This is a genomic window from Apilactobacillus ozensis DSM 23829 = JCM 17196, assembly GCF_001435995.1.
Lineage (GTDB): Bacteria > Bacillota > Bacilli > Lactobacillales > Lactobacillaceae > Apilactobacillus > Apilactobacillus ozensis.
Window position 1 is genome coordinate 41,631 of record NZ_AYYQ01000031.1, and the last position, 25,373, is coordinate 67,003.

General features: G+C 32.0%; 27 protein-coding genes. 1 reads left to right on the forward strand and 26 read right to left on the reverse strand.

Annotated features, from left to right (window positions below):
• Positions 1 to 63: 63 nt before the first annotated feature.
• Genes acpP through FD06_RS04580 form a run of 5 tightly spaced genes read right to left on the reverse strand, consistent with a single transcriptional unit; the run spans position 64 to position 5,577 of the window.
• Entirely contained in the window at positions 64 to 312 is a 249-nt protein-coding gene (acpP, locus tag FD06_RS04560; RefSeq protein ID WP_054657112.1) for an acyl carrier protein, read from the reverse strand.
• Positions 313 to 366: 54 nt separating this feature from the next.
• Positions 367 to 1,407: a phosphate acyltransferase PlsX gene (plsX, locus tag FD06_RS04565; RefSeq protein ID WP_054657242.1), complete on the reverse strand. Its 1,041-nt coding sequence runs from the start codon at positions 1,405 to 1,407 to the stop codon at positions 367 to 369.
• Between the two features lie 14 nt (positions 1,408 to 1,421).
• Entirely contained in the window at positions 1,422 to 3,452 is a 2,031-nt protein-coding gene (gene recG, locus FD06_RS04570; protein ID WP_056966379.1) for an ATP-dependent DNA helicase RecG, read from the reverse strand.
• A gap of 57 nt (positions 3,453 to 3,509) precedes the next feature.
• Complete coding sequence (locus tag FD06_RS04575) at positions 3,510 to 5,195, reverse strand: DAK2 domain-containing protein (protein WP_056966381.1); 1,686 nt, start codon at positions 5,193 to 5,195, stop codon at positions 3,510 to 3,512.
• A gap of 16 nt (positions 5,196 to 5,211) precedes the next feature.
• Positions 5,212 to 5,577 carry an Asp23/Gls24 family envelope stress response protein gene (locus FD06_RS04580; protein WP_054657114.1) on the reverse strand — a complete coding sequence of 122 codons (366 nt, stop codon included), beginning with the start codon at positions 5,575 to 5,577 and terminating at the stop codon, positions 5,212 to 5,214.
• A 231-nt stretch (positions 5,578 to 5,808) separates the two neighbouring features.
• On the opposite strand from FD06_RS04580, the gene rpmB reads away from it, so the two are divergent.
• Positions 5,809 to 5,994 carry a 50S ribosomal protein L28 gene (rpmB, locus tag FD06_RS04585; RefSeq protein WP_054657116.1) on the forward strand — a complete coding sequence of 62 codons (186 nt, stop codon included), beginning with the start codon at positions 5,809 to 5,811 and terminating at the stop codon, positions 5,992 to 5,994.
• Positions 5,995 to 6,043: 49 nt separating this feature from the next.
• On the opposite strand, the gene FD06_RS04590 is transcribed toward rpmB, so the two are convergent.
• The 21 genes from FD06_RS04590 to rpmA all read right to left on the reverse strand — a co-directional run bounded on the left by FD06_RS04590 (position 6,044) and on the right by rpmA (position 25,348).
• The gene (locus FD06_RS04590) at positions 6,044 to 6,688 is read right to left on the reverse strand and encodes a thiamine diphosphokinase (protein ID WP_056966382.1); all 645 of its coding nucleotides are present in this window, start codon (positions 6,686 to 6,688) and stop codon (positions 6,044 to 6,046) included.
• 2 nt (positions 6,689 to 6,690) lie between these two features.
• Positions 6,691 to 7,341, reverse strand: a complete 651-nt coding sequence (rpe, locus tag FD06_RS04595) for a ribulose-phosphate 3-epimerase (protein WP_054657118.1) — start codon at positions 7,339 to 7,341, stop codon at positions 6,691 to 6,693.
• A gap of 10 nt (positions 7,342 to 7,351) precedes the next feature.
• A complete protein-coding gene (gene rsgA, locus FD06_RS04600; RefSeq protein ID WP_056966384.1) occupies positions 7,352 to 8,245 on the reverse strand; it encodes a ribosome small subunit-dependent GTPase A in 894 nt (297 codons plus the stop codon).
• Between the two features lie 77 nt (positions 8,246 to 8,322).
• On the reverse strand, positions 8,323 to 9,804 hold the full coding sequence (gene pknB / locus FD06_RS04605) for a Stk1 family PASTA domain-containing Ser/Thr kinase (RefSeq protein ID WP_056966386.1): 1,482 nt from the start codon (positions 9,802 to 9,804) through the stop codon (positions 8,323 to 8,325).
• Entirely contained in the window at positions 9,797 to 10,546 is a 750-nt protein-coding gene (locus tag FD06_RS04610; protein ID WP_056966387.1) for a Stp1/IreP family PP2C-type Ser/Thr phosphatase, read from the reverse strand. Before FD06_RS04610 ends, pknB begins: the two co-directional genes overlap by 8 nt.
• A 16-nt stretch (positions 10,547 to 10,562) precedes the next feature.
• On the reverse strand, positions 10,563 to 11,897 hold the full coding sequence (gene rsmB / locus FD06_RS04615; protein WP_056966492.1) for a 16S rRNA (cytosine(967)-C(5))-methyltransferase RsmB: 1,335 nt from the start codon (positions 11,895 to 11,897) through the stop codon (positions 10,563 to 10,565).
• Entirely contained in the window at positions 11,887 to 12,843 is a 957-nt protein-coding gene (gene fmt / locus FD06_RS04620; RefSeq protein WP_056966389.1) for a methionyl-tRNA formyltransferase, read from the reverse strand. The genes rsmB and fmt overlap by 11 nt, the downstream gene beginning before the upstream one ends.
• A gap of 15 nt (positions 12,844 to 12,858) precedes the next feature.
• Positions 12,859 to 15,279 carry a primosomal protein N' gene (gene priA / locus FD06_RS04625; protein ID WP_082605297.1) on the reverse strand — a complete coding sequence of 807 codons (2,421 nt, stop codon included), beginning with the start codon at positions 15,277 to 15,279 and terminating at the stop codon, positions 12,859 to 12,861.
• A gap of 12 nt (positions 15,280 to 15,291) precedes the next feature.
• Positions 15,292 to 16,491: a bifunctional phosphopantothenoylcysteine decarboxylase/phosphopantothenate--cysteine ligase CoaBC gene (gene coaBC / locus FD06_RS04630; protein WP_056966391.1), complete on the reverse strand. Its 1,200-nt coding sequence runs from the start codon at positions 16,489 to 16,491 to the stop codon at positions 15,292 to 15,294.
• A gap of 82 nt (positions 16,492 to 16,573) precedes the next feature.
• Positions 16,574 to 16,774: a DNA-directed RNA polymerase subunit omega gene (gene rpoZ, locus FD06_RS04635; protein ID WP_056966393.1), complete on the reverse strand. Its 201-nt coding sequence runs from the start codon at positions 16,772 to 16,774 to the stop codon at positions 16,574 to 16,576.
• Entirely contained in the window at positions 16,774 to 17,391 is a 618-nt protein-coding gene (gene gmk / locus FD06_RS04640; RefSeq protein ID WP_054657132.1) for a guanylate kinase, read from the reverse strand. Before gmk ends, rpoZ begins: the two co-directional genes overlap by 1 nt.
• A 75-nt stretch (positions 17,392 to 17,466) precedes the next feature.
• Complete coding sequence (gene recN, locus FD06_RS04645) at positions 17,467 to 19,164, reverse strand: DNA repair protein RecN (RefSeq protein WP_056966395.1); 1,698 nt, start codon at positions 19,162 to 19,164, stop codon at positions 17,467 to 17,469.
• Between the two features lie 34 nt (positions 19,165 to 19,198).
• A complete protein-coding gene (locus FD06_RS04650) occupies positions 19,199 to 20,005 on the reverse strand; it encodes a TlyA family RNA methyltransferase (protein WP_054657134.1) in 807 nt (268 codons plus the stop codon).
• A 19-nt stretch (positions 20,006 to 20,024) separates the two neighbouring features.
• Complete coding sequence (locus FD06_RS04655) at positions 20,025 to 20,912, reverse strand: polyprenyl synthetase family protein (RefSeq protein ID WP_056966397.1); 888 nt, start codon at positions 20,910 to 20,912, stop codon at positions 20,025 to 20,027.
• Positions 20,905 to 21,147 carry an exodeoxyribonuclease VII small subunit gene (locus FD06_RS04660; protein WP_056966399.1) on the reverse strand — a complete coding sequence of 81 codons (243 nt, stop codon included), beginning with the start codon at positions 21,145 to 21,147 and terminating at the stop codon, positions 20,905 to 20,907. The genes FD06_RS04655 and FD06_RS04660 overlap by 8 nt, the downstream gene beginning before the upstream one ends.
• A 1-nt stretch (position 21,148) precedes the next feature.
• Positions 21,149 to 22,495, reverse strand: coding sequence for an exodeoxyribonuclease VII large subunit (xseA, locus tag FD06_RS04665; RefSeq protein WP_056966401.1), 1,347 nt, complete (start codon positions 22,493 to 22,495; stop codon positions 21,149 to 21,151).
• Positions 22,488 to 23,348, reverse strand: a complete 861-nt coding sequence (locus FD06_RS04670) for a bifunctional 5,10-methylenetetrahydrofolate dehydrogenase/5,10-methenyltetrahydrofolate cyclohydrolase (RefSeq protein WP_054657136.1) — start codon at positions 23,346 to 23,348, stop codon at positions 22,488 to 22,490. The genes xseA and FD06_RS04670 overlap by 8 nt, the downstream gene beginning before the upstream one ends.
• Positions 23,349 to 23,463: 115 nt before the next feature.
• Positions 23,464 to 23,871, reverse strand: coding sequence for a transcription antitermination factor NusB (gene nusB, locus FD06_RS04675; RefSeq protein WP_056966402.1), 408 nt, complete (start codon positions 23,869 to 23,871; stop codon positions 23,464 to 23,466).
• Positions 23,858 to 24,310, reverse strand: coding sequence for an Asp23/Gls24 family envelope stress response protein (locus FD06_RS04680; RefSeq protein ID WP_054657138.1), 453 nt, complete (start codon positions 24,308 to 24,310; stop codon positions 23,858 to 23,860). Before FD06_RS04680 ends, nusB begins: the two co-directional genes overlap by 14 nt.
• Positions 24,311 to 24,352: 42 nt before the next feature.
• A complete protein-coding gene (gene efp, locus FD06_RS04685; RefSeq protein WP_054657140.1) occupies positions 24,353 to 24,916 on the reverse strand; it encodes an elongation factor P in 564 nt (187 codons plus the stop codon).
• Positions 24,917 to 25,051: 135 nt separating this feature from the next.
• Complete coding sequence (gene rpmA, locus FD06_RS04690) at positions 25,052 to 25,348, reverse strand: 50S ribosomal protein L27 (RefSeq protein ID WP_054657142.1); 297 nt, start codon at positions 25,346 to 25,348, stop codon at positions 25,052 to 25,054.
• Between the last annotated feature and the right edge of the window lie 25 nt (positions 25,349 to 25,373).

Consider the following 25,373-nt stretch of genomic DNA (forward strand, 5'->3'; position numbering starts at 1 on the left):
ATTTTCCTCCAAGGTATATTTTATGAATAAAAAGCGATTACCATCTAGATAATCGCTTTTTTGTTATTTATTGTCTGCATTAGCAATAACGAAATCAGCGGCTTCATCGATTGTTTGTATCTTTTCAGCAGCTTCATCAGAAATTTCTGCACCAAATTCATTTTCTAGTGATAAAACAAATTCAACAAAATCAATTGAATCAGCGTCTAAATCATTTTGAAAATTAAGCTTACCGTTAACTTTGTCGCGATTAACACTAAATTGGTCGGCAACCATATCACAAATTTTAGTTAAAACTTCTTCTTTTGTCATAATTGAATTCCTCACTATGTCATAATTTAATTTATAAGTTAATTATATCAAATTTTAGTTATTTTTGGCATCTCGTTTAATATCGTCCATCTGTTGAGCATGAGCATTAAAATATTCAACGACATCATCAATAATATGTGAATCAATCATTGTTTTAATTTGATAGATAGTGTTTTTAATTGTGTTAGCTTTACTACTACCATGGGCTTTAATTACAGGGGCTTTAGTTCCCATTAACACTGCACCACCATATTGTGAATAATCCATTTCTTTAGCAATTTTTTTAAAGGTAGGTTTAAGCATTAAAGCACCTAATTTTGATTTAGCACCACCTTGCATAATTTCACCCTTAATTAAATCTAATACTGATAAGGCAGTTCCTTCAATTGCTTTTAAGGCTGCATTTCCAGTAAATCCATCAGTGATAACAACATCAGCAGCACCATTCAATAATTCTCTGGACTCAACATTCCCCACAAAATTCAAATCACTATTTTTAGCAAACAATTCATTGGCAGCTTTGTGCAATTTGTCACCCTTATCAGCTTCAGTCCCATTATTTAATAAACCAATTCTAGGGTTATCAATATGACGAACGTTTTCAGCATAATATTTACCCATAAATGCATATTGATATAAATTAAATAATTTGGATTCAGCATTGGCACCTACGTCTAGCATTACAAAATTATCATGTTCAGGATCATTTACGATTGGTAACGTAGTGGCTAATCCTGGACGGTCAATACCTTTAATTCTACCAATAATAAATAGTCCGGCTGCTAAAATAGCTCCAGTATTACCAGCTGAGAAAAATGCATCCGCTTTTTTATCTTTTACTGCTTGTGCTGCCATATCCAAACTAGAATTTTTCTTCTTCATTACGGCTTTAACTGGTTCTTCACCCATCTCAATAATTTCATCAGCTTGAACTAATTCAATTCTTTCATTACTTTGTAACAGTGGCTTAATTTTATCAATTTGTCCGTATAATTGAAATTCAATATCACTGTAAGCATTTCTGGCTTGTTCTACTCCTTTAACAACCTCATTTGGTGCATAGTCTCCACCCATTGCATCAATAGCAATTTTCATTTTAAAAATCCTCTCTAATCTAAAATCTTTTCTGAAAAACTTTTTTCAATAAATATAGCTAAATTCTTATTTTCTGGTCTTTTTTGCCAATCATTATTAGAAACAATTTGAATTGCTTCTTGCTGTGCAATGTTAAGCATCGTCATATCTCTAATTGGATCGCCAACTTTAAATTCTGGAACTCCTGATTGTTTATTACCCACTATATCACCAGGACCTCTTAATTCTAAATCCCTTTGAGAAATAACAAATCCATCATTGCTATCAACCATTACATTCATGCGTTTAGCACCCAACTCATTTTTTGGGTTTGCAACTAATATACAATAAGACTGCCTTTTTCCTCTACCCACACGGCCTCTTAACTGATGTAATTGTGCCAATCCAAAATGTTCAGCATCAAATATAATCATAACAGTCGCGTTAGAAACATCAACTCCAACTTCAATCACAGTTGTAGAAACTAATATTTGAAATTGGTTATTCTTAAAATCACTCATTACAGAATTTTTTTCACTATCTTTCATTCTACCATGTAGAATACCAACTTTATAATCAGGTTCAAAAGTCTCTGTAAATTGTTGATAGATATACTCAGCATTTCTCATATTTAACGTTTCAGAATCTTCAATCAAAGGTGTCACAATGTATATCTGTTCGCCGCTTTTTAATCTTTGTTGTAAAAAAGGTAAAATTGATTGAAATTGATTATTTCGTATCCAAGTCGTTTTAATTGGCATTCTGCCAGCTGGTAATTCATCAATGATTGAAACATCCATTTCACCATAAGCGGTGATTGCTAAAGTTCTTGGAATTGGAGTCGCTGTCATTGATAAAACATTGGGATGATTTCCCTTATTTCTTAGCTGTCTTCTTTGATTTACCCCAAAACGATGTTGCTCATCAATAATAATCAAACCTAAATTATTGTAGATAACATTATCTTGAATTAAAGCATGCGTTCCAATCAATATGTCAATATCACCATTCGATAAACCATCTAACAAAGAAATTTTAGGCTTAGGCTTCGTATTGCCGGTTAATAAAGCTACATTGATTCCAAGCGGCTCAAATAAGCTAGCCAACTTATTAGCATGTTGTTCAGCTAAAACTTCAGTTGGAACCATTAAGGATACTTGATAGCCGTCATTAATGGCCGCATACATAGCCACAGCTGCAACTGCCGTCTTCCCGGAACCAACATCCCCCTGCAGCAGCCTATTCATTTGTTTGTCATCATGCATATCAAATAATATTTCATTAACCACTTTTACTTGAGCACTAGTCAATTTAAACGGTAATTTGTCGATAAAACTGTTAACATCATCTTTATTATATTTAATCGAAATACCACTACTAAAATCATTTTTCTTAATACTTTGCAACTTCATTTGAAATAAAAAAAATTCATTAAATTTTGCAGTTCGTAAAGCCAGATATGCTTCTTGTTTAGATTTAGGAAAATGCATCCAATTAATTACATCTACTAAATTCAATAACTTATACTTTTGAATGAGCGTTGATGGTACGACGTTTTGAATCAAATCACGGTATTGTTCAAAAGCTAAATGAATTAATTTTATAAGTTCTTTTTGACCAATATTTTTATTAACTGAATAAATAGGTTGCATAGAGTTTAAAGCTTCACTATTGGATAAAATTTTAATGCCAGCTAATGATTTCTTTATATTATTAAACTTTCCATACACTAAAATTATTTCGCCAACTTTGACATTTTTTTTAAGCCAAGGTTGATTAAAAAAACTAACTGGCACTACATTATTTTCTACTAGCAAACGTAAATTTAAAATACTTTTTTTCCTACCTAAAAAGTTAACAGTTGGCTCAAGTGCCACTTGACCCTTTAAAATGACTTTTTCTTGGTCTTTGATTTCATTTAAAGGCTTTATTTGTAAGTTTTCATATCTAAAAGGGAAATAATTTAAGAGGCTATTAATATTATCTATACCTAGTTGATTTAAATATTCAGCCTTCTTAGGTCCAACACCTGGCAAATTTAATACCGAGTCATTAAGACTTTTCAAATTAATTCCCCCTAATAAAATAAATAAAAGAAAAACCGGAGATTGCTCTCCGATTTATTATTCAACTGAAATTAAAAATGGATAAACAGGTTGCCCACCATTATGAATTTCTATCTCTAAATCTTCATCTAATTGTTGAACAGCTGCCTTAATTTTATTGGCCGTATCTTGATTGCCTTGTTCTCCATAAATAATAGTTACAATTTCACTATCTTCGTCTAGCATAGACTTAACCATATTAGTAGCAGTATCAATTAAATCTGTTCCGTTAACTTTGATTTTACCATCAACAATTCCAATAAAATCATCTTTCTTTATTGATAGATTGCTAATTGTGGTATCCCTAACCGCATTGGTTAGTTCACCACTTTTAACTGTATCCAACATTTCCTCCATAACATTACAATTTTCATCTATTGTTTGTTCTGGATTAAATGAAATAATAGCAGTCATTCCCTGGGCAAGGGTTTTACTATGAACTATTTTAGTAGGAACATCGGCTACTTTTGCAGCTGCTTCCGCTGCCATGAATATATTTCCATTGTTAGGTAACAAAATTACGGATTTAGCATTACTACCATTAATTGCGTTTAATAAGTCTTCCGTACTAGGGTTCATTGTTTGACCACCCTTAATCAGGTCCGTTGCCCCTAGATTCTTAAACAATTCACCTAAACCGTCACCAGAGGTTACAGCAATAATTGCGACATCTTTAGGAGTTTCGTCAGCAGCAGGTTCTGGCTTATCATCTTGTTCAATGATATCTTCTTGTTGCATACGCATGTTATCGACTTTAATGTTTGATAAATCTCCAAATTTTTGAGCCCAAGATAAAACTTTACCTGGAAATTCAGTATGCACATGTACCTTAACAATTTCATCATCATTAATTACTAGTAAAGAATCGCCTAATTTACTTAGATAGTCGTAGAAAAAATCATAATCAAATTCATGTTCTACTTGCTTACCTTTGCCAATTCTAACCATAACTTGAGTACAGTATCCATAAACTATGTCATTCGGATCTAATTTACCCTGTACGCTTTCACGGCCTTGTTCATGACTAGCATCAATCATTTCATTCATTTCATGGTTATTAGGTTGATGAGGCTCATTATTAGCGTCAAAACGATTATTTAGAATATCAGCGAATGCTTTAATAACAAATACTAATCCTTGTCCACCTGAGTCAACTACTCCAACTTGTTTTAGTACTGGAAGTAATTCAGTAGTTGATTTTAAAGCAACTTCTGCTGATTCATAACATTTATCCATTAGTACAGCGATGTCTTCTGTGTCATTGCAATCTTTAGCAACCTGGCCAATTCCTTTAATTACAGTTAGAATTGTTCCTTCAGTAGGCTTCATAACTGAACCGTAGGCAACTTTTGCACTATTTAAAAATGCTTCTGTGACATCAGAGACATTTAAAGTTTTTTTACCTTCAACTGATTTAGAAAATCCTCTAAATATTTGTGATAAGATGACTCCAGAGTTACCTCTAGCACCCATTAATAATCCCTTAGCAAGTGATTGAGCTAAATCACCAACAGAGTTACTATCGTCTTTAGCAACGTATTTTGCACCGCTTTCAAAAGACATGCTCATATTGGTACCAGTATCACCATCTGGCACAGGAAAAACATTTAGTGAATTAATAAACTCAACGTTTTGTTTTAAGTTATGAGCAGCAGCTTGAACCATTTCATTAAATTCAACGTTAGTTATCTGCTTAACTACCAATTTATAAGTCCTCCAATTATTCGTTAATAACTTTTACTCCCTGAACAATAACGTTCACAGAACTGGCTTTAATGCCCAACATAGTTTCTAGATTATATTTTACTTTTGATTGTACACTACGACTTACTTCGGATATTTTTATACCATATATAACTATTACATTAACTTCAATAAATATTTCATTATTATGGTTTTGTTTAACAACTACACCCTTAGAATAATTATCTTTACCTAAAATAACATTAACATTATCTCTAATTTGATTTTTACTGGCCATACCTACAATTCCGTAGTTATTAGTAACTGCACCACCAACAACTGTAGATATAACATCATTTTTAATATCAACAATTCCATATTTAGTTTTAATTTTAACAGCCATATAATTAAGCCTCCTTAAATTAGAAGATCTACGCAGTATCGGTATATAATATTACCACAACATCAAAAAAAGCTAAAGTATTGATACTACAATAATTGTAAAGGTGTCAAGTATTATTACTTGAAAGAAAAATATTGCAAAATCACAATTAGTATGCTAAATTATTAGAGTGAGATTTAATATAAAAGCAGCGCTTTTTAAGCAATAAGATTACAAAGGAGGAATTTACCAATGGCTAAAGATTTCATTAACGGTAAAAGAACTCATTATGGTAACAAACGTTCCCATGCTTTGAATTCTTCACGTCGTAGCTGGAAGCCAAACTTACAAAAAGTTCGCATTTTAGTTGACGGAAAACCTAAGAAAGTTTGGGTTAGTACCCGTACATTAAAATCAGGTAAAGTAACACGTGCCTAATTTAATTAATAAAAAAGACTCGATTATTAAATAATCGAGTCTTTTTTATTTAGTCATTACTTTGAATTACACATAAAAGGCCATTGTCAAAGTTGAAATGACCAACATTGCCAACAAATTCATTACTAGAGAAAGATATTGGATAGTTAACATGATAATCATCCAAAGTATATTTCTCATCATTCAACGTTAAGTTCATTTCATTTAAAGGTATAAATGCTAAATATTTTTTATCATTAATTTTGTTTAGAGTGTAGCTTCCGGGTAAAAAATATCTAATATCATTTTGAAGATCTATTATTCTAACCTTAGGAGCAATTGTTTTAAATTCACTCGACAAAAACATCAAAAAGTTGGTAAAAAAGTGATCAAGTCGACCACCCGTAGCGCCATAAACATTAATAACATCAGCATTAAATTGTTCACCAGCCACCTTAATACCTAGTTGAGAATCTGTATAGTCCTTTATAGGATCAAAATAACTAATATTATCAACTTTAGCTTGTACCAACTCTAACTCGTTTTTTTTCAATGAATCAAAATCGCCAATTGCTATAGCAGGCTTAATACCATTTTCAATTAGTCTAAGGCTTCCACGATCAACACCAATCCACGTTTCAGACTTTTTATTAATTAATAAATGGTCAGGCCATAAATTTGTCGGGCCACCTAGCAGAACATTAACTACTTTCATAATTATTTAGTAGCTTGTTTGATAGCTTCAATTCTTTCAGAAGGATTGTCAGCATTAAATACATATGAACCAGCTACCGCTACCGTTGCACCAGCTTCGTATGCAGACTTAACAGTTTCATTGTTTACTCCACCATCAATTTCAATATCAAAATTACAACCATTAGCCTTCTTTAAATCATCCAGTTGTTTAATTTTCTTAACAGTTTCAGGTAGGAACTTTTGGCCACCGAAACCTGGATTTACTGTCATAACTAATACTTGGTCTACCATGTAAAGTACAGGTTTAATTGCTTCAACCGGAGTTCCTGGGTTAATAACTACTTCAGCTTTAACACCCTTATTCTTAATCATTTGTAGCGCTCTGTGAATATGTGGAGTAGCTTCTACATGCACTCCAATTAAATCAGCACCAGCATCAGCAAAGTCATTAATATATCTTTCTGGATTTTGAACCATCATATGAACATCTAAAATCAAATTAGAAATTGGACGAATTGCTTTAACCCAGCCTGGACCATATGAAATTGATGGAACAAATGAGCCATCCATAATATCAATATGTAGATATTCTGAATCCTTTTCTATTTTTTCGATGTCTCTTTGTAAATTTACATAATCTGCACTTAAAATTGATGGAGCTAATTTTATCATTTCTAATTCCTCACTTTTTATTATAAATAGGTTTTCTGTCTTTTATTATATTATATAAATTTAAATAATTGTCATATCTAGTCTGTTCAATCAAACCATCAGACAACAATTCTTTTATTTTACAATTAGGTTCATTGATGTGCACACAACCTCTAAATTTACATTCATGAGCATTGTTTTTAAATTCTGGAAAATAATTTCTTAAATATTGTGCATCTATATTTAATACATCATACGAAGAAAATCCTGGTGTATCAGCTACCAACCCGCCATTAACTTTCATAAGGCTTACTTTCCTAGTGGTGTGTTTACCTCTATTCAAAACTTTAGAAATTTCGCCAGTTTGCAATTGTAAGCCTGGAGAAATTTGATTTAGCAACGTTGACTTACCAGCCCCAGTTTGCCCCATGAAAACAGTCTCTTTATTCTTCAAAATTTCATGGAATAATGAATCTAATTTCTCTTTATCCATTAAACTTGGCAGAATAGTTTGATATCCAATTTTCTCATAACTTTGTTGAATTTTCTTGAAATTTTCCATTTTAGAATCATCTAATAAGTCCAACTTTGTAAAGTAAATAATGGGCTTAATGTTATTTATTTCTAACGAAACTAATTGCCTGTCTAAAAGGTTATATGAAAAATCAGGTTCAACCGCCGAAGTCACTAACAAAGCCTGGTCGATGTTAGCTATTGGAGGTCTGACCAATGAATTTCGTCTTGGCAATACGTTAAGTAAATACCCTTCATTTTCATTGGTAGTTTGAAATTCAACATCATCACCAACTGTAGGCGTTATCTTCTTCTTACGAAAGTTTCCGCGAGCCCTAGTTCTGTATATCTTTTCATCACATAAAACATCATAAAAACCACTTAGTGATTGATAAATTTTACCTTTTTTCAATAAATCACCTCTCAAGTTTCATATATTTCAACTATCATTATAAAAGAAATGTTACATAAATTCATTATTAAACACACTTACATCATAGATGAACTTTTTTTAGCCACTATAAAAACCATAGTTTTATTAAAGTCCGCTACAGGGGTATTAGGATTAATGCTTTGTTTTACAATTTTATTTATTCCAATATCACTATTGTAATCATAGAATATTTTAACTTTAAAACCCATTTGCTTTAGTTCTTTTTTAGCAAAAATTATGTTTTCACCAACATAATTTTTAACGCTTATAGTTTTAGGACCGCTACTAACAATCAACTTAACCCCTGAATTATTAAAAATAGACTTTCCATTTCCTGGATTAGTCTTTATCACATGGTTATATTCAACAGAACTATCTCTTTTATACTCTATTTTGCTGACAAATAAGTGCTTACGTTTAATTAATTTTTCAGCATGATTTTTAGTCAGGTTATTAACATTGGGAACATTGACTCTAGAAAAGAAAAAGAAAAATATAAAGCATTCAATTATTGCTATGAAACAAATTAAAGAACCGTAAATAAATATTAATTTTTTACGACGATTATTATCATGAGATTTTTTTTCGCCGGCATGCTGAGTATCGTTACTTTTAATGCCAATATCATCTAAATTAAGTACCTTAGTAGCATCATCTTCTTCATCGTAATCACTATTTTTGTCTAAACTATTTATAACCTTTTTTTCGTGTCTACGAAAAGCCGACAGCGATGACTTTACATCGTTATACATATCGTGTACTGAGTTATATCTACACTCTTGTTGTTTAGCAGTGGCTTTTAAAACTACATTTTCTAATGACTGTGGAATTTTGTTATTTAATCCTTTTGGTGATGGGATTGGAGTATGCGAATGTTGCAATGCGATAGAAACTGCTGTATCCCCATGGAAGGGTACATCTCCAGTTAAAAGCTCATATAATATGATTCCTAAAGAATAAATATCTGATTTTTTAGTAGCCATCTCACCCATCGCTTGTTCAGGTGATAAGTAATGAATAGATCCAACAATAGAGTTAGTTTGAGTCATTGAATATTTGGATAAAACTACTGCTATCCCAAAATCAGTTATTTTAACATGGCCTTTTTTATCGATTAAAATATTTTGCGGCTTTAAATCTCGATGAATAATGTTATGAGAGTGCGCTTCTCTAACTGCTAATAAAATTTGGCGCATAATTTTAACAATTCGACTATTGCTTATGGGGTAATTTTTTTTGATATATTCTTTTAAGTTCATACCATCAACATATTCCATAACAATATATTGAATTCCCTCACTTTTACCGATGTCAAAAACTTGTACTACGTGAGAGTCATGTAATTTAGTAATTGCTAGTTGCTCATATTTAAAATGTTTTTTAGCTCGAGGATTATCACGGAAATCTAATCGTAATGTTTTGATAGCGACTTTACGGTGTTTTAACAAATCATCAGCTAAATAAACATCTGCCATGCCACCTTCGCCAATACAGGAAATAATTCGATAGCGTGAGTCTAAAATATATCCCTTACGCATCTTGTAATCTCCCCTTTTCATTATGAACAATCAAAACACTAATGTTGTCGGTTCCACCATTAGTGTTGGCTGAATTCACCAACTGCTCACACTTTTCCGAAACACCTATTTTTAGAGCAAGTTGCTTCTTTATCTCGCTATCGGATAACATGTTAGTTAACCCGTCGCTACAAATTAATACTTGGTCCTCTAAATTAAATGGAAAATCTCTAATTTTAACTTCTGAATCATTTGATATACCTAGACTTTTAACGATTACATTTTTTAGTGGCGACTTAATAGCATCTTGCGGTGTTAATTCACCACTTTTTACTAGCTCATTAACATAGGAATGATCTTCAGTTAACTGAATAAATTTATTGCCATGCATTAAATATCCACGACTATCACCTAAGTTAGTTATCAAAAAACGATTGTTAAATATAATAGTTGCAACCACGGTAGTTCCCATATTTTTGAGACTATCAAATTTCTTAGAAGTATTTAGAATTTGAGCATTAGCTAAATCTATTTGTGAACGTAGCCAGCTGTATGCACTATCGTAATCCTCAAAATCAGTATGTTTAAATTCTTCGCCCATATTTAAAACCGCCATTTTAGAAGCTACTTCTCCACCGCGATTTCCACCAATGCCATCAGCCAATAATCCCAGCTTAATGTTTTTCTTATTAGTAAAAACACCTACATAATCTTCATTATTACTTCTTACTTTACCTGTAATAGACTTATAAGCAACTCTCATAAACAGCCATTCCCAACTATATCTTTCTTAGTTTGCATACAAAGAAGCCATCAGAATTAAAATCATCTGGAAAAACTCGCAACCATTTTTCTTGATTTTTATTATTGATAATTAAATGTTTATCAGTTTGTAAAAGCTCAAATTCAGGATGCTTTTCCAAAAATGCGTTTACAACATCTACGTTTTCTTGATTCAAAATAGTACAAGTACTGTAAATTAAAACACCCTTGTGTTTTAACTTACAAGCTACTGCATTTAAAATATCTAATTGAATCGAAGCTAAATGTTTAACATCTGATAACTGCTTTTCATATCTAATTTCTGGTTTTCTTCTGATTAATCCAATTCCAGAACATGGTGCATCGATTAAAATTTTGTCAAAATATTCATCATCAAATTCTTTGTCAATTTTACGAGCATCTAGAGCTTTAGTCTGCACAACTGCATCTACATGCATACGTTTAGCATTTTCTTTAACTTTAACTAAACGTTTTTCATGTAAATCAAAAGCATATATTTTACCGCCCAACTTATTATCTAATTGTTCTGCGATTTGAATGGTTTTACCGCCTGGTGCAGAACAAGCATCCAGTACACAGTCGGATGGTTTAAATTGCATTGAATCAACTGGCAACATCGCACTTTCGTCTTGAATAGTAATTTTGCCGTTTTTAAATAGTTCACTTTTAGCAGCTGATTTTTTGCTGACCAGTAATCCATTGTTAGAAACTATACTGTCTTCTACTTCATAGCCTTCGCTTTCCAATTCATTTTTAATAGTATTTTTATCCGTTAGAGTACTATTAAAGCGTACTGACTGTTTTGATGGGGAATTAATACTTTCTAAAATAGAAATAGTCTTATCTAATCCTAACTGCTGAGTAAGTTCATTTATGATCCATTCAGCAACGCTATACTTAATAGATAATTTTTTAACATTATCTTTAATTTTATCAAAACTTGGTAAGCCCTTATTAATAACTGCATGTAAGACTCCTGTAACCATCTTACGAATTCCAGCGTGTCCTAATTGCTTAGCTATATTGATACTTTCATTCAAAATAGCTCGATTAGGAATTTTATCTAAATATTCCATTTGATAAATTGCCGAATACAATAATTCCCTTACCCACGCATCTAACTTATTTTGATTACTTACAAACGCATCTAAATAAAATTCTAAAGTTAATCGATGTTGAACAACTCCGTACACAATGTTGGTCATTAATCTAATATCAAGATTACTCATATTACTGTTATTAATAACTTGATTCAACTGTAAATTAGAATAAGCACCATTTGAAATTTTACTTAAAGTTTTAACTGCTAATAGTCTTGGATTATTCTGCATTATCAATTACCATATCCCCAACTTTTATATTTTTTCCAACTCCATTTAAGTAATCCGTAATAGACTGCTTAGGTTTACCAGATGGTTGTAGTTCTAAAATTGCAATAACATCAGAGTTACCCGTAGCAATTTCCAACGCATGCTTAGTTTTGTTGACCACCATTCCCGGTTTCATTTCTGTATTAGTAGCTAAAGGTTTAGTCTTTAATATTTTAGTTCTTTTACCAAGCATAGTAGTATATGCTACTGGATCTGGTCTTAATGCTCTAACTTTACAATCAATTTCAAAAGCGGTTTTACTAAAATCAAGTAATTCTTGTTCTCTAGTAATATTAGGTGAAAAAACAACTTTATTTTCATCTTGAACAATGGGTTTAACACTGTCATTCTCAATTTTTGGTAAAGTTTCAAGTAATAAATCACGACCAACTAAGCTAAGTTTTTCAAACATAGAAGCTGTATCGTCATCTGGTTCAATTTTTATTTCTTTTTGTGCTAAAACATCCCCTGCATCCATTTTTTTAACCATATACATAATAGATACACCCGTTTTTTCATCGCCATTCATGATTGAATATTGAACCGGTGCGCCACCTCTGTATTTAGGTAATAATGAACCGTGCACATTCACAGCAGCAATGTTAGCAGCATTTAAAAGTTTAACTGGTAAAAATTGGCCAAAAGCTGCCGTTATAATAAAATCTGGTGATAACTCAACAATCTTATCCATTTCTGGGCTACCACTGATTTTCTCAGGCTGTAAAACTGGAATGTCTAATTCTAAAGCGGTTTCTTTCACCGGTGATGGCTTTAATTTTCGCTTTCTACCAAATGGTCGATCAGGTTGTGTAACTACATATTTAACATCATATTCGGCATTTTCAACTAAACTCTTTAAAATTGGAACTGCAAAGCCTGGAGTTCCCATAAAAACAATAGATTTCATTTTTTTAATTCCTTCCTACATAAAACTTAATGGTTCTGAATCAATATTTACATATAAGCCTTTTTGGGCATCTTTTTGATAGTAATTTAAAATAAACTCCAAACATTCATGCATCTTAGGCTCATTTTTATATTTAATAATAATTTGATAATAATATTGATTTTTAATTTTAGCAATACTACTAGGTGATGGGCCTAAGAAGATGGCATTACTATTTAGTCTAGCCTTTAAATACCTACTAATTTCAAGTATTTTGCTGGCTACCTGTTGCTCTTGATTCCCATTAGCAGTAATTTTAATCGTAAAATAATAGGGTGGATAATTCATTGAATGTCTAATACCCATTTCCTTAACATAGAATTGCTCATAGTTTTGCGATTTAGCTAACTGAATTGCATAATTATCCGGATTAAAAGTTTGAATATATACTTGCCCAGATTTTTCAGCTCGTCCAGCTCTCCCACTCACTTGCGTTAATAACTGAAAAGTTCGTTCACTTGCTCTAAAGTCTGGTAAATCAAGTGAAGTGTCTGCATTCAAGACTCCCACTAAAGTTACATCTGGAAAATCCAATCCTTTAGCAATCATTTGTGTACCTAATAAAATGTTAGCTTCATGATTCCCAAAACGGCGTAATAATTTTTCATGTGCCCCTTTTTTACGAGTAGTATCAACATCCATACGAAGTACCTTAGCTTCTGGAATTAGTTTTAGTAACTCTTTTTGTGCTTTTTGTGTACCTGTACCATAATACCTAATTTTTCGACTTCTACAATTTGCACAAATTTTAGGAATGGCCTCTTCATGTCCACAGTAGTGACATTTCATGCTAAAAGTATCCATGTGCAAAGTTAAAGATATATCACAATTAGGACATTTCAAAACAAAGCCACAATCCCTGCACATTACAAATGATGAAAAGCCACGACGATTTAACATTAAAACGACTTGTTCATTATTTAAAATTCTTTGTTTAATTGCATTTATTAATGGTGCTGAAAAATCTTCTTGACCTGAGTTAGCTAATTCTTCACGCATATCAACAATACTTACTGCTGGCAGTTTTTGATTATTAATTCGATGGGGTAATTTTATTAAATCATAAACATGCTTGGAAGCTCGTGCTCGTGATTCCAACGATGGAGTTGCACTACCTAATATAACTGGACAATTATTGTATTTAGCTCGCCATTTAGCTACTTCTCGCGTTTGATAGCGTGGATTGTCATCTTGTTTATAACTAGGGTCATGTTCTTCATCCATTATGATTACACCAATGTTTTGTAAAGGGGCAAAAATAGCTGAGCGAGCCCCAACTACAACTTGAGCTTTTCCCTCATGAATTCTTCGCCATTCATCATATCGTTCACCCTTTGATAAACCGCTGTGTAAAACCGCAACTAATTCACCAAATCTCCCTTTTACTCGATTGACAATTTGTGGTGTTAAAGATATCTCAGGAACTAACATTAAAGCGTTTCTACCGTCAACCAACGCTTTTTGTATAGTTTGTAAATAAACTTCTGTTTTACCAGAACCAGTAACTCCTTCTAGCAAAAAGACTTTATTTTCATGTTTTTTAACTGATTTAGCAACTGTGTTTACCGCAACAAATTGATCATCATTTAACTTTAGTGGATAATTTCTAGTCACCGGTCTCTTATACGGATTACGATATATTTCTACTTGCTTTTTAGTTATCCATTGATTTTTAATAGCCGTATTAATTGTAGAATTCGATATTTTATATTTTTTAGTCAATTCAGTTTGCTTAATATTTAAACTTTTTTCATCCAATAAGACTTTTAATAACCTTAGTTGGTTAGTAGAATTCTTGCGTAATTTAGGAATTATATCTTTGATTTGTTCATCGGTAATGTTTTTTTCTATAAATAATTCTTTTTTTGAAATAGCTTTATCATTAACCAAATATTCTAAAGATACCTGATTATTTTTCTTGAGCTGCATTAATTTATTAACCAAATGCTTGTCCGAATCAATATCGTCAAAATCAATTGATTTTGATTTTTTAAATAGTTGCAAAATCTCAGCATCATTTATATTATCATCGATTAGATTAACAACTCGTTTATATTTGACGTGCATGGCACTAGGTAGCATTGTATCAATACAATTTATACGAAAAGAATAAGTTGTTTGAGCTAACCATTTTGATAATTTTAAAAGTTCATCGTTTAAAACGGCGTTCAAATCCATCACTTTAGATATTTCCTTTAATTTAAAATTATCTGGCAAACTGAACTTTTCAACAATGCTTACGATAATTCCCTGAACTTTTCTAGCACCACGACCAAAAGGTACTGCCACCCGTGAACCCACGCTAATTTGATTTTCTAAATCTTTTGGAATCATGTATGTGTAAGGCTTGTCTGTTTGCATCGTTGGAACATCAACTATTATTTCGGCTAGTTTCAATCTTTAACCACCTTACTTGTTAATCTTTTTACATATTATTTGAACGATTTGATCAGCTATTTCTTCTTTAGTAGACTTTTGTATAGCTATTTTTGTATTATCATCATTAATAACCGTTACTTGATTAAAGTCACTATTAAATCCAACGTCTTCTCTGGAAACATCATTTGCAATTAATAAATCTAATTTTTTAGTTCTTAATTTTTTACTTGCGTTATCAATTAAGTTTTCAGTTTCTGCAGCAAAACCAACTGTTATTTGATGATTTTGCTTGATTTTAGCAACTTCTTTTAATATGTCATGTGTCTTAATCAGATGTAGTTCAAAGTCGTCTGATGATGTTTTTTTAATTTTTTGATTAGCTACCTTAGCAACTTTAAAATCTGACACTGCCGCCGACATTATTAAACCATCGGCTTTTTTAAAATGATTTAAGACCGCTTTTTCCATGTCAGAACTAGATTGCACTGGTACATATTTAACTGCTTTTGGAATTTCTAAACTAGTAGGGGCACTAATTAAAGTTACATCACACCCTTGTTTAATAAGTGATCTTGCTATGGCATACCCCATTTTACCAGAAGATTTATTAGTTATATATCTTACCGGATCAATTGGTTCTCTAGTTCCACCAGCAGTCACCACGAAGTGTTTACCATTTAATTTATGATTATTTTTATTACCAATTATAAACTCTAAGATGGCCTCAGGCTCTGGCATTCTACCCTTTCCACTGTAGCCTTCAGCTAATTCACCACTATCCGGAGAAATAACTATATTTCCATCCTTTTTTAACTGCTTAATATTTCTAACAGTTGCCGGATTAAACCACATATTATCATTCATCGCAGGCACAATAATCTTTTTACCTTTGGTTGCTAAAAGAGTACTAGAAGCCGCATCATCAGCAATTCCATTAGCCATCTTAGCAATAAAATTAGCTGAAGCTGGTGCAATAATTGATAAATCAGCCCACTGGCCAATTTCAATATGATTTATTTCTTCAGGCGTAAATTCTTGAGTTAACTCCGTATAGACTTTATTTTTTGATAAAGTTTGAAATGCTAATGCTGAAACGAACATTTGTGCATTTTTAGTCATAATGACTTTTACATTAGCACCATTTTTTTTCAAAAGTCGCAGTAGTGATAACGACTTATAATTTGAAATACTACCACATACGTATAAAGCTACGTTCAAGTTTTTTAACATTTAAACCACCTCTTTGAGAAGTTGATAATTCAATAATAACAAAAAAGTCTTTGCAGAATAGCAAAGACTTTAAAACAAACAATTAATCTTTTGACTCAATTTTAACAACGCCAGCAGCAATTTCTTCAAATGCTTTTCCGACAGTTTTTTGTGATTTGTAGTTAGATAACAATGGTTTAGCTCCTGCATCTAATTCATGAGCACGCTTACTAGCAAGCATAATCAATGAATAACGAGAGTTTACCTTTTCTAATAACTTATCAACAGATGGGTATAGTAACATTAATCTTCATCTCCTAACATAGACAAATAATCGGGCATAACACGATTTACTTTTAATCTTTCACTATTAACAATCGTCTTAATTCTCTTAACAGCATTTTCTACTTTATCGTTTAAAACTGCGTAGTCATAGTTACGCATCATTTTGATTTCAACTGCTGCTTTTTTGATACGTTTGTTAATAACATCCATATCATCAGTACCTCTACCAATAAGACGATTCTTCAATGAAATGAGGTCAGGTGGAGTTAGAAATACAAAAACTGCTTCTGGTGAATTAGCTCTAACTTGCATTGCACCATTAACTTCAATTTCTAAGAAAACATCACGACCTGAATCCAAAGTTTCATTTACATATTTTAATGGGGTTCCATAATAATTGTCAACATACTTAGCATATTCTAGCATGTCTCCGTTTTTGATGTTTTCTTCAAATTCTTCTTTAGAAACAAAGAAGTAATCTTTACCATTCACTTCGCCTTCGCGAGGCTTTCTAGTTGTCATGGAAATTGAATATTGGAAATCAACATCAGGTTCATTGAATAAAGCCTTTCTAACTGTCCCTTTACCAACTCCAGAAGGTCCAGATAGTACAATTAACATTCCTCTTTTTGCCATTATAAAATCCCTTCAAATCATAAAATTATTAATAGTGTTAATTATGTTATATTTATCTAAATTAATCAAATTTTTTTAATGCGATTTAGCTTGATTAGCTAGTTTTAATAACTCTTTAGCATGGTCAATCGTAAGTTCCGTAATTTTAGTTCCGGCTAACATTCTAGCTAATTCCTTGATTCTATCGTCATCATTTAATCGTAAAACATTAGTTTCAGTGCTATTTTCAGTTGATGATTTTTTGATAAAGTAGTGATGGTCTGCCATAGAAGCAACTTGTGGCAAATGAGTTATACATAAAACCTGTGCATGTCTAGCAATTTGACTAATTTTTTCAGCAATGGCTTGTGCCACTCTTCCAGAGACTCCAGTATCAACTTCATCAAAAATGATTGATGTGACGTTTTGATTAGCTGCAAAAATAGTTTTTAAAGCCAACATAATTCTTGATAGTTCTCCGCCAGAAGCAATTTTAGCTAATGGTTGAAGATTTTCTCCTGGATTAGTACGAATATAAAATTCGATTTTAACATTTCCATAGCTTCTAAAATCATTTTCAGGTAATTTTTGAAAATGTACGCTAAATATAGATTTAGACATGTATAAATCAGCAAGTTGACTGTGTACAGCTTTTTCTAATGATTCAGCGGTACTTGCCCTAATACTATTTAACTCTTCACTAGCGGTCATTAGTTTTTCTTTAGTTGCATTTAATTCTTCCTCAAGATGATTACTATCTCCTTGATTTAAAAGCATTTCATCTAACTCTTTTTTAGATTTATGATAATAATCAATAATTTCAGCTACAGAGTTTCCATACTTGTGTTTTAAAACATTGATCAAGTTAAGCCGTTGTTCAATTTCATTAAGTCTATTCTCATCGAATTCTTGTAAGTCTAACTGACTAGATATACTGTTTGAAGCATCTTGCAGTGAATAATAAGCATTATTAATGCTGTCTGATATATCTTGAAAACTACTATCCAAATTTTCGATGTCTTTGATGGAATTTTTAGCTTCACCAATCATATCAATAGGAATAATTGAATCGTCACCATTAAGAATACTAAAAGTTTTACTCAAAGCATCTACTATTTTTTGATAATTTCTAAGATAATCACGTTCATTCAACAATTCCTGTTCTTCATTATCATTAGTTAAATTAGCTTTTTCGATTTCATCAGTTTGAAATTTAAGCATATCAATTCTTTGTGTCCATTCATATTGATTATCACGCTTTTTTTGGACCATATGGTTTAACTTAGTATATTTCAAGTAATAGGTTCGATATTTATTCAAAACTGGTGTGATTTTAGAACTATTAAAAGCATCTAACAAGTGAACATGTTTATCAGTATTCATTAATTCTTGATGCTCATTTTGGCCTTGAATATCAACTATGGTATTTCCAATTGCTTTTAAGTTAGTGGTATTAACTAAAATTCCATTTACCCGACAAACATTACGTCCATTGCGATAAATTTCTCGTTGAATAATAACACTACCATCATCATGATTAATACCTAAATCATCAAGTGTGGTGTAAGTCGGATTACTATCATCGAATGAGAACAATCCCTGAATATTTAGTTTTTTAGCTCCGTTACGTATAAACGTCTGAGAACCTCGACCTCCAGCTAGTAAACTAACTGCATCAATTATTATAGACTTACCCGCACCGGTTTCACCTGTTAAAACAGTCATCCCATCTGAAAAATTCAAATCAAGATGCTCAATAATTGCTAGATTATCAATAGATAGTTCCTGTAACAAAGATATCACCTCTTAAAAGTCTACAGCACCGTCCCTAAAGTGAATTATCAGCATTTTGTATTACTTGATCAATCGAAATACTCTTGTTTTTAACAGGTTCATCTACTGACCTCAAATGAACTAAAAATTCTATATTCCCTTCCCCACCCTTAATAGGAGAGAAATCAAGTCCTTCAACGCTATAACCATTATCTAGGGCAAAACTAATAATATCTTCAAGCACTTCTTTATGTACTTTATGATCTCTTACAATACCATGCTTACCAACTTTCTCCTTACCAGCTTCAAATTGTGGCTTAATTAAAGCAACCACTTCACCGTTATTAGCAATAATTTGTTTTAGTGGTGGAAGGATTAAGTGTAAAGAAATAAAAGAGACATCGATTGACGCAAATAATGGTTGGCCTTGAGTAAAATCAATCAATTTACTATATCTAAAATTATTATGTTCCATGACCACTACTCGTGGATCATTTCTTAATTTCCAAACCAATTGATTACTACCAACATCTAATGCGTAGCTTAATTTAGCACCATTTTGAAGCATCACATCAGTAAATCCACCCGTAGAAGATCCAATATCTAAAACGGTTTTATTACTAACGTTAATGTCAAAAACTTTCAAAGCCTTAGCTAACTTTAATCCGCCTCGGCTTACGTATGGCATTGGTTTACCTTTTAAATGTAATTCCGTATCTTCAGGTATTTTAACACCTGGTTTATCTAATCTTTCTTCATTTTTACCTAATATTTCACCAGCCATAACTGCTCGTTTTGCCTTTTCACGTGTATCAAAAAGACCCTGTTGAACTAGTAAAACATCAACTCTTTGTTTCTTCATTAGTGTTCCCCTAATATTATTAAATTTTAAAATATGAAAAAAACGATTCTAGAATAGAAGTATCCAAATTATACTCTGAGTTAGCTATTTCTAACTGCTTTTGACCATGTAATATTGTTTCTTTTAATTTTTTAGTAGCTTCTTTTAATCCTAAAAGATTAGGATAAGTATTTTTATTAGCATCTTGATCTACTGGTTTACCTATTGCTCTTGCTGTAGCTGTGCGATCTAAAATATCATCATAAATTTGAAAAGCTAAACCGAAATCATCAGCAAATGATAATAACAAATTATTCAATTTTTCTGAATCAGAAGCGATTATTAAACCAGCCGATACCGCATAATGAATTAATGCACCGGTTTTATTAGCATGTAAATTTTCTAACTGTGACAATTTTAAGGTTTGATGCTCATATTCAATATCACTAGCTTGTCCTGCAACCATCCCAGATGGGCCAGCTGCTTTGGAAAGACTATTAACTAAAGCAATTCTTTTATCAGCAGATAAATCATTATCAGCTAACCATTGAAAAGCAAGCGTTAAGAGTCCGTCTCCAGCTAAGGTGGCCATCCCTGGACCAAAGATTCTGTGGTTAGTAGGTTTATTCCTACGCAAATCATCGTTATCCATGGCTGGCAAATCATCATGAATTAAAGAATACGTGTGTAATAATTCTACCGCACAGGCAACTTGTAAATAGTCATGATTTAATTCAACTTTAAAAGCTTGCAAAGTAGCTATAGTTAACATTGGACGCAGTCTTTTACCGCCCGCTAACAAAGAATATTTCATTGAATCGTTTAATGTTTGTTGACTAACGTATTTAGAAATATTTTGATTTAAAAAATTATTTATTTTACCAATGTTAGCTTGCTCAAAACTTTTGAGCACTTCACTATTAAACATTTTGTGAATCTTCACTTTCTACATTTTCAAAAGGATGTTCTTTTCCGTCATCTTTTACTACTTTAGCTAAAGTATTTTCAGCATTCTTTAAAGTTTGTTGAAGCTTTTTGCTTAATTCAACACCATCTTTAAATTTATCCAAAGCTTCTTCTAAAGGTACATCGCCTCGTTCTAAATCATTAACAATTTTTTCTAAATTTTGCATATTTTGTTCAAAACTAACTTGTTCAGCCATTTTATTGCTCCTTTTTGTCAACAGATTTTACTTCTGCATATGCAGAACCATCGATAAAATTAAGTTTAATTTCATCATTATTATTAACTTCATCAACCTTTTTAATCACTTTTTGACTATCAGTAGAAGTTACATAGGCATACCCTCTACTCATTGTTTTTAGAGGACTTAAGTGTTCTAAAGATGAAACCATTTTTTGCATATTACCCTTCTTATCAGACAGAATTGTTTGCATAGAACGAATAATATTTTCCAAATTAACATCAACTGATTTTCTAGCATCTATCAATGATTGCATTGGTGAATTAATTTTTAGACGATAACTGTAATCAGTTAATAACTTGTTACTATTGTTTATTTTATCTTTCATAATAGTGTTCAAGTTATTAGAAAGGCCATCTAGTTGCTGCAAATAAGCTTCATAGAGTCTTTCTGGTTGTTTAAAAATGTAAGATTGATTTAATTTATTTAAGCCTTGACGTTTAATGGCAATACTATTATTAAAAGCATTAACTATTCTAGCATAATATTCGTTAATATTATTAATTTCATCCGTTAAAACTGGTACGGCTAATTCAGCAGCCGCTGTAGGAGTTGCTGCTCGTACATCTGCAACCAAATCAGCAATCGTTGTATCAGTTTCATGACCTACCGAAGAAATAATAGGAATTTGGCTATCATAAATTGCTCTAGCAACTATTTCCTCATTAAATGGCCACAAGTCTTCAATCGATCCACCACCACGACCAATAATTAGTGTGTCAAAGTTACCGTCATGATTAACTTGCTCTATTTGATCAGCAATACTTTTAGCTGCTTCTTGTCCTTGTACCACTGCTGGGTATAAAACAATCTGTGCAATTGGATATCTACGTCTAGTAGTAGTTATTATATCTCTAATAACCGCTCCGCTAGGTGATGTTACCACAGCAATTCTTTTTGGATACTTTGGTAATCGTTTTTTAGTAGCATTAAATAAGCCTTCCTTAGAAAGCTTATTTTTTAATTGCTCGTAGGCTTGATATAATTGTCCAACGCCATCTGGCTCCATATGATTAACATATATCTGATAGCTACCACTACGCTCATATAAAGATATTCTTCCGGTAACAAGAACTTTCATACCTTCTTCAGGTTGAAATTTAACTTTAGCAAAAGCTGATTTAAACATGATAGCACTAATTTTAGAGTTATCATCCTTAATACTAAAATATTGGTGGCTATTACCTCGATAACGATAATTAGAAATTTCACCCGTTAAATAAACTTTTCCTAAGAAAGGATCATAATCAAATTTTTTCTTTAGATATTGAGTTAAAGCTGTGACTGTTAAATACTCATTATCCATTTTGCTTATCACTCCATTTTGCTAGTTGAACAGTTTGTTTCATTAGCATGCAAATAGTCATTGGACCTACTCCACCAGGAACTGGGGTGATATAGTTTGCAACTTTTGAAATTTCATCAAAATCTACGTCCCCAACTAGCTTGCCATTCTCATCAACGTTTTGACCTACATCAATAATTGTAGCACCAGGTTTAACATCTTCTGCGGTTAATGTATGCAATTTCCCAGTAGCAGAAACGACTATGTCAGCATTCTTAGTATATTCAGATATGTCAGCAAAATGATTTAAAACTGTAACTTCTGCTCCAGCGTTAATTAATAATGCTGCCATAGGACGTCCTACAATTGTACTTCTTCCAATGACCACAGCATTTTTGCCTTCTAACTCAATATTGTATTCTTTAAACATTTGTATAATTCCATTTGGAGTACATGCAACCGGATAATTAGTAGGCTCATTTAAAAATAGATTACCTGCATTAATGGTTTGAAAACCGTCAACATCTTTTTCAGGATTAATTTGTTTCATGATAAATTTTTCATCAATCTGCTTAGGTAATGGTGATTGAATCAAAATAGCATGGATACTGTCATCATGATTATATTCATCTAAAACTTTCATAAGACTAGCTTGTGTGGTATTTTCAGGCATTTCTTTAACAATTGATTTAATTCCCAATTGTTCAGCTTTACGATGTTTGCTTCTTACATATCGGTGACTAGCTTGATCATCACCAACCAAGATAACTGCTAAGCAAGGACAAATGTTCTTAGATTTAAGTTCAGTTACTTGTTCTGCGGTTTCGTTGTTAATTTTTTTAGCTAATTTTCTACCATCGATTATGTTTGCCATTAATAAATACCACCCTTACGAATTTTAACCTTATTTTAGCATATAAAATTTAAATGTGTACAATCTGCAAAATAAAAAATAAACTTCCAATTAAAAATCAGAAGTTTATTTTAAGTTAAACATTAGAGACAATATTAGCTAGTACACCGTTAACAAACTTTCTAGAACGGTCATCACTATATTTTTTGGTTATTTCCAAAGCCTCATTAATTGCAACATTAGCTGGAACGTTTTCAACATATTTTGCTTCAAAGAAAGCTATTCTAAGAACAATCAAATCCGTTTTAGCAATACGTTGAATAGACCAACCTGAACTTAGATGTTTACTAATTAGCGAATCTAATTCACTTTTATGCTCTAAAACACCATCCACAATAACGTTAAAATATTGAGGAATTTCTTCATCCTCATTCATTTTAGTTAAGGCGTAAAAAAACATTTCTTTATCAGTAGCACTATTAGCTTCGATCGCAAAAAGAGTTTGAAACGCAAGTTCTCGTATTTTGTGTCTAGTTAGATTCACTGTTATCACCTTTGCTGTTTTCATTATCTGAGAATAATTGATCAGGATCAATTTTAACACTATCTTTTTGAGGAACAATTCCTTCTACGTGAACATTTACCTCATTTACTTTAAGCTCAGTCATAAATAAAAGTTGTTGCTTAACTTGTTTTTGAATTTCTAAAGCCACTTGTGGTACTGAAACTCCATATTCCAAGTAAACATAAACGTCAACATTTAGCTGATCATCATTAAAATCTAGCTTGACACCTTTATTAAACTCTTTGTGTCCAAAAAGTTCATTCATACTATTAGAAAATGAACCACACATACGATTTACACCTTTTACCTGAACTGAAGCAATACTAGATACAATTTCTAATACTCGAGGAGCAATTTTGATTTCACCAAGTTCTGATGATTCAGTGTTCTTCAAGTCAATGTTTGATTCTTCTGCCAAAATAAGACCTCCAATCAAATATTATTCAAATAATAAAATTATTTAAGCTCTTGAAATGTAAGTTCCATCTGTAGTATTAATTACCAGTTTATCACCTTTGTTTACAAAGAATGGTACTTGGACAACTAATCCTGTATCCATAGTTGCTGGTTTACTACCACCAGAAGCAGTATTTCCTTTGATACTTGGTTCAGTATCAGATACTTCCAATGTTACTGTGTTAGGAACTTCAATTCCAATAACTTCATTTTCATATTGAACAATACTTACATCCATATTTTCTTGTAAGTAATTTAAAGCATCTTTAATTTTTTCACCAGGTACAGAGATTTGTTCGTAGTTATCCATATCCATAAATACGTAACCAGAGCCATCTTCATATAAGTATTGCATACTTCTAGTGTCAATTTGTGCTTGTTCCATCTTAGCACCTGAACGGAATGTTTTGTCTTGCACAGCACCAGTTCTTAAGTTCTTTAGCTTTGTACGTACGAAAGCTCCACCCTTACCTGGTTTAACGTGTTGAAAACTAACGATTCTCCAAATAGCATTATCTACTTCAATGGTTAATCCATTTTTAAAGTTTGCAGTTGAAATTGTTGACATATTTTTATCCCCCTATAAAAGGCCTCTAACATACACCATAGCAATAAATATTATATTTGTCGCGTAATATGTAGTTAAAATGACTTTATAATTAAAAAAGCCTGTTTAACAGGCTTTTTTAGATATTGTATTATTTTATTTAGCAACGGCTTCAGATTCTGGGTAAACAGAAACTTGACGTTTGCTACGTCCCATACGTTCAAAACGTACAACACCATCTACTAAAGCAAATAAAGTATCATCACTTGCACGTTTAACATTTTTACCTGGGTAAATATGTGTACCACGTTGACGGTAAATAATTGATCCACTTGTAACAGTTGAACCATCTGCAGCCTTAGTACCTAAACGACGACCAGCAGAGTCACGACCGTTAGCAGTTGAACCTCCCCCTTTATGGTGAGAGAAGAATTGTAAATTCATATTTAACATAACGATTACACCTCCATACAACTTA

Bases quoted from the DNA above. Each gene is read 5' to 3' on its own strand.
- rpmA (WP_054657142.1), bottom strand. From the start codon at position 25,348: ATGTTAAATATGAATTTACAATTCTTCTCTCACCATAAAGGGGGAGGT.
- rpoZ (WP_056966393.1), bottom strand. From the start codon at position 16,774: ATGTTACTATACCCATCTGTTGATAAGTTATTAGAAAAGGTAAACTCT.
- rpe (WP_054657118.1), bottom strand. From the start codon at position 7,341: ATGATAAAATTAGCTCCATCAATTTTAAGTGCAGATTATGTAAATTTA.
- fmt (WP_056966389.1), bottom strand. From the start codon at position 12,843: ATGAAATCTATTGTTTTTATGGGAACTCCAGGCTTTGCAGTTCCAATT.
- plsX (WP_054657242.1), bottom strand. From the start codon at position 1,407: ATGAAAATTGCTATTGATGCAATGGGTGGAGACTATGCACCAAATGAG.
- FD06_RS04670 (WP_054657136.1), bottom strand. From the start codon at position 23,348: ATGGCAAACATAATCGATGGTAGAAAATTAGCTAAAAAAATTAACAAC.
- FD06_RS04650 (WP_054657134.1), bottom strand. From the start codon at position 20,005: ATGAAGAAACAAAGAGTTGATGTTTTACTAGTTCAACAGGGTCTTTTT.
- xseA (WP_056966401.1), bottom strand. From the start codon at position 22,495: ATGGATAATGAGTATTTAACAGTCACAGCTTTAACTCAATATCTAAAG.
- acpP (WP_054657112.1), bottom strand. From the start codon at position 312: ATGACAAAAGAAGAAGTTTTAACTAAAATTTGTGATATGGTTGCCGAC.
- rsmB (WP_056966492.1), bottom strand. From the start codon at position 11,897: ATGCAGAATAATCCAAGACTATTAGCAGTTAAAACTTTAAGTAAAATT.
- efp (WP_054657140.1), bottom strand. From the start codon at position 24,916: ATGTCAACAATTTCAACTGCAAACTTTAAAAATGGATTAACCATTGAA.
- FD06_RS04655 (WP_056966397.1), bottom strand. From the start codon at position 20,912: ATGTTTAATAGTGAAGTGCTCAAAAGTTTTGAGCAAGCTAACATTGGT.
- gmk (WP_054657132.1), bottom strand. From the start codon at position 17,391: ATGGCAAAAAGAGGAATGTTAATTGTACTATCTGGACCTTCTGGAGTT.
- FD06_RS04660 (WP_056966399.1), bottom strand. From the start codon at position 21,147: ATGGCTGAACAAGTTAGTTTTGAACAAAATATGCAAAATTTAGAAAAA.
- pknB (WP_056966386.1), bottom strand. From the start codon at position 9,804: ATGCGTAAGGGATATATTTTAGACTCACGCTATCGAATTATTTCCTGT.
- rpmB (WP_054657116.1), top strand. From the start codon at position 5,809: ATGGCTAAAGATTTCATTAACGGTAAAAGAACTCATTATGGTAACAAA.
- FD06_RS04590 (WP_056966382.1), bottom strand. From the start codon at position 6,688: ATGAAAGTAGTTAATGTTCTGCTAGGTGGCCCGACAAATTTATGGCCT.
- FD06_RS04580 (WP_054657114.1), bottom strand. From the start codon at position 5,577: ATGGCTGTTAAAATTAAAACTAAATATGGAATTGTTGATATTAAAAAT.
- FD06_RS04610 (WP_056966387.1), bottom strand. From the start codon at position 10,546: ATGAGAGTTGCTTATAAGTCTATTACAGGTAAAGTAAGAAGTAATAAT.
- coaBC (WP_056966391.1), bottom strand. From the start codon at position 16,491: ATGTTAAAAAACTTGAACGTAGCTTTATACGTATGTGGTAGTATTTCA.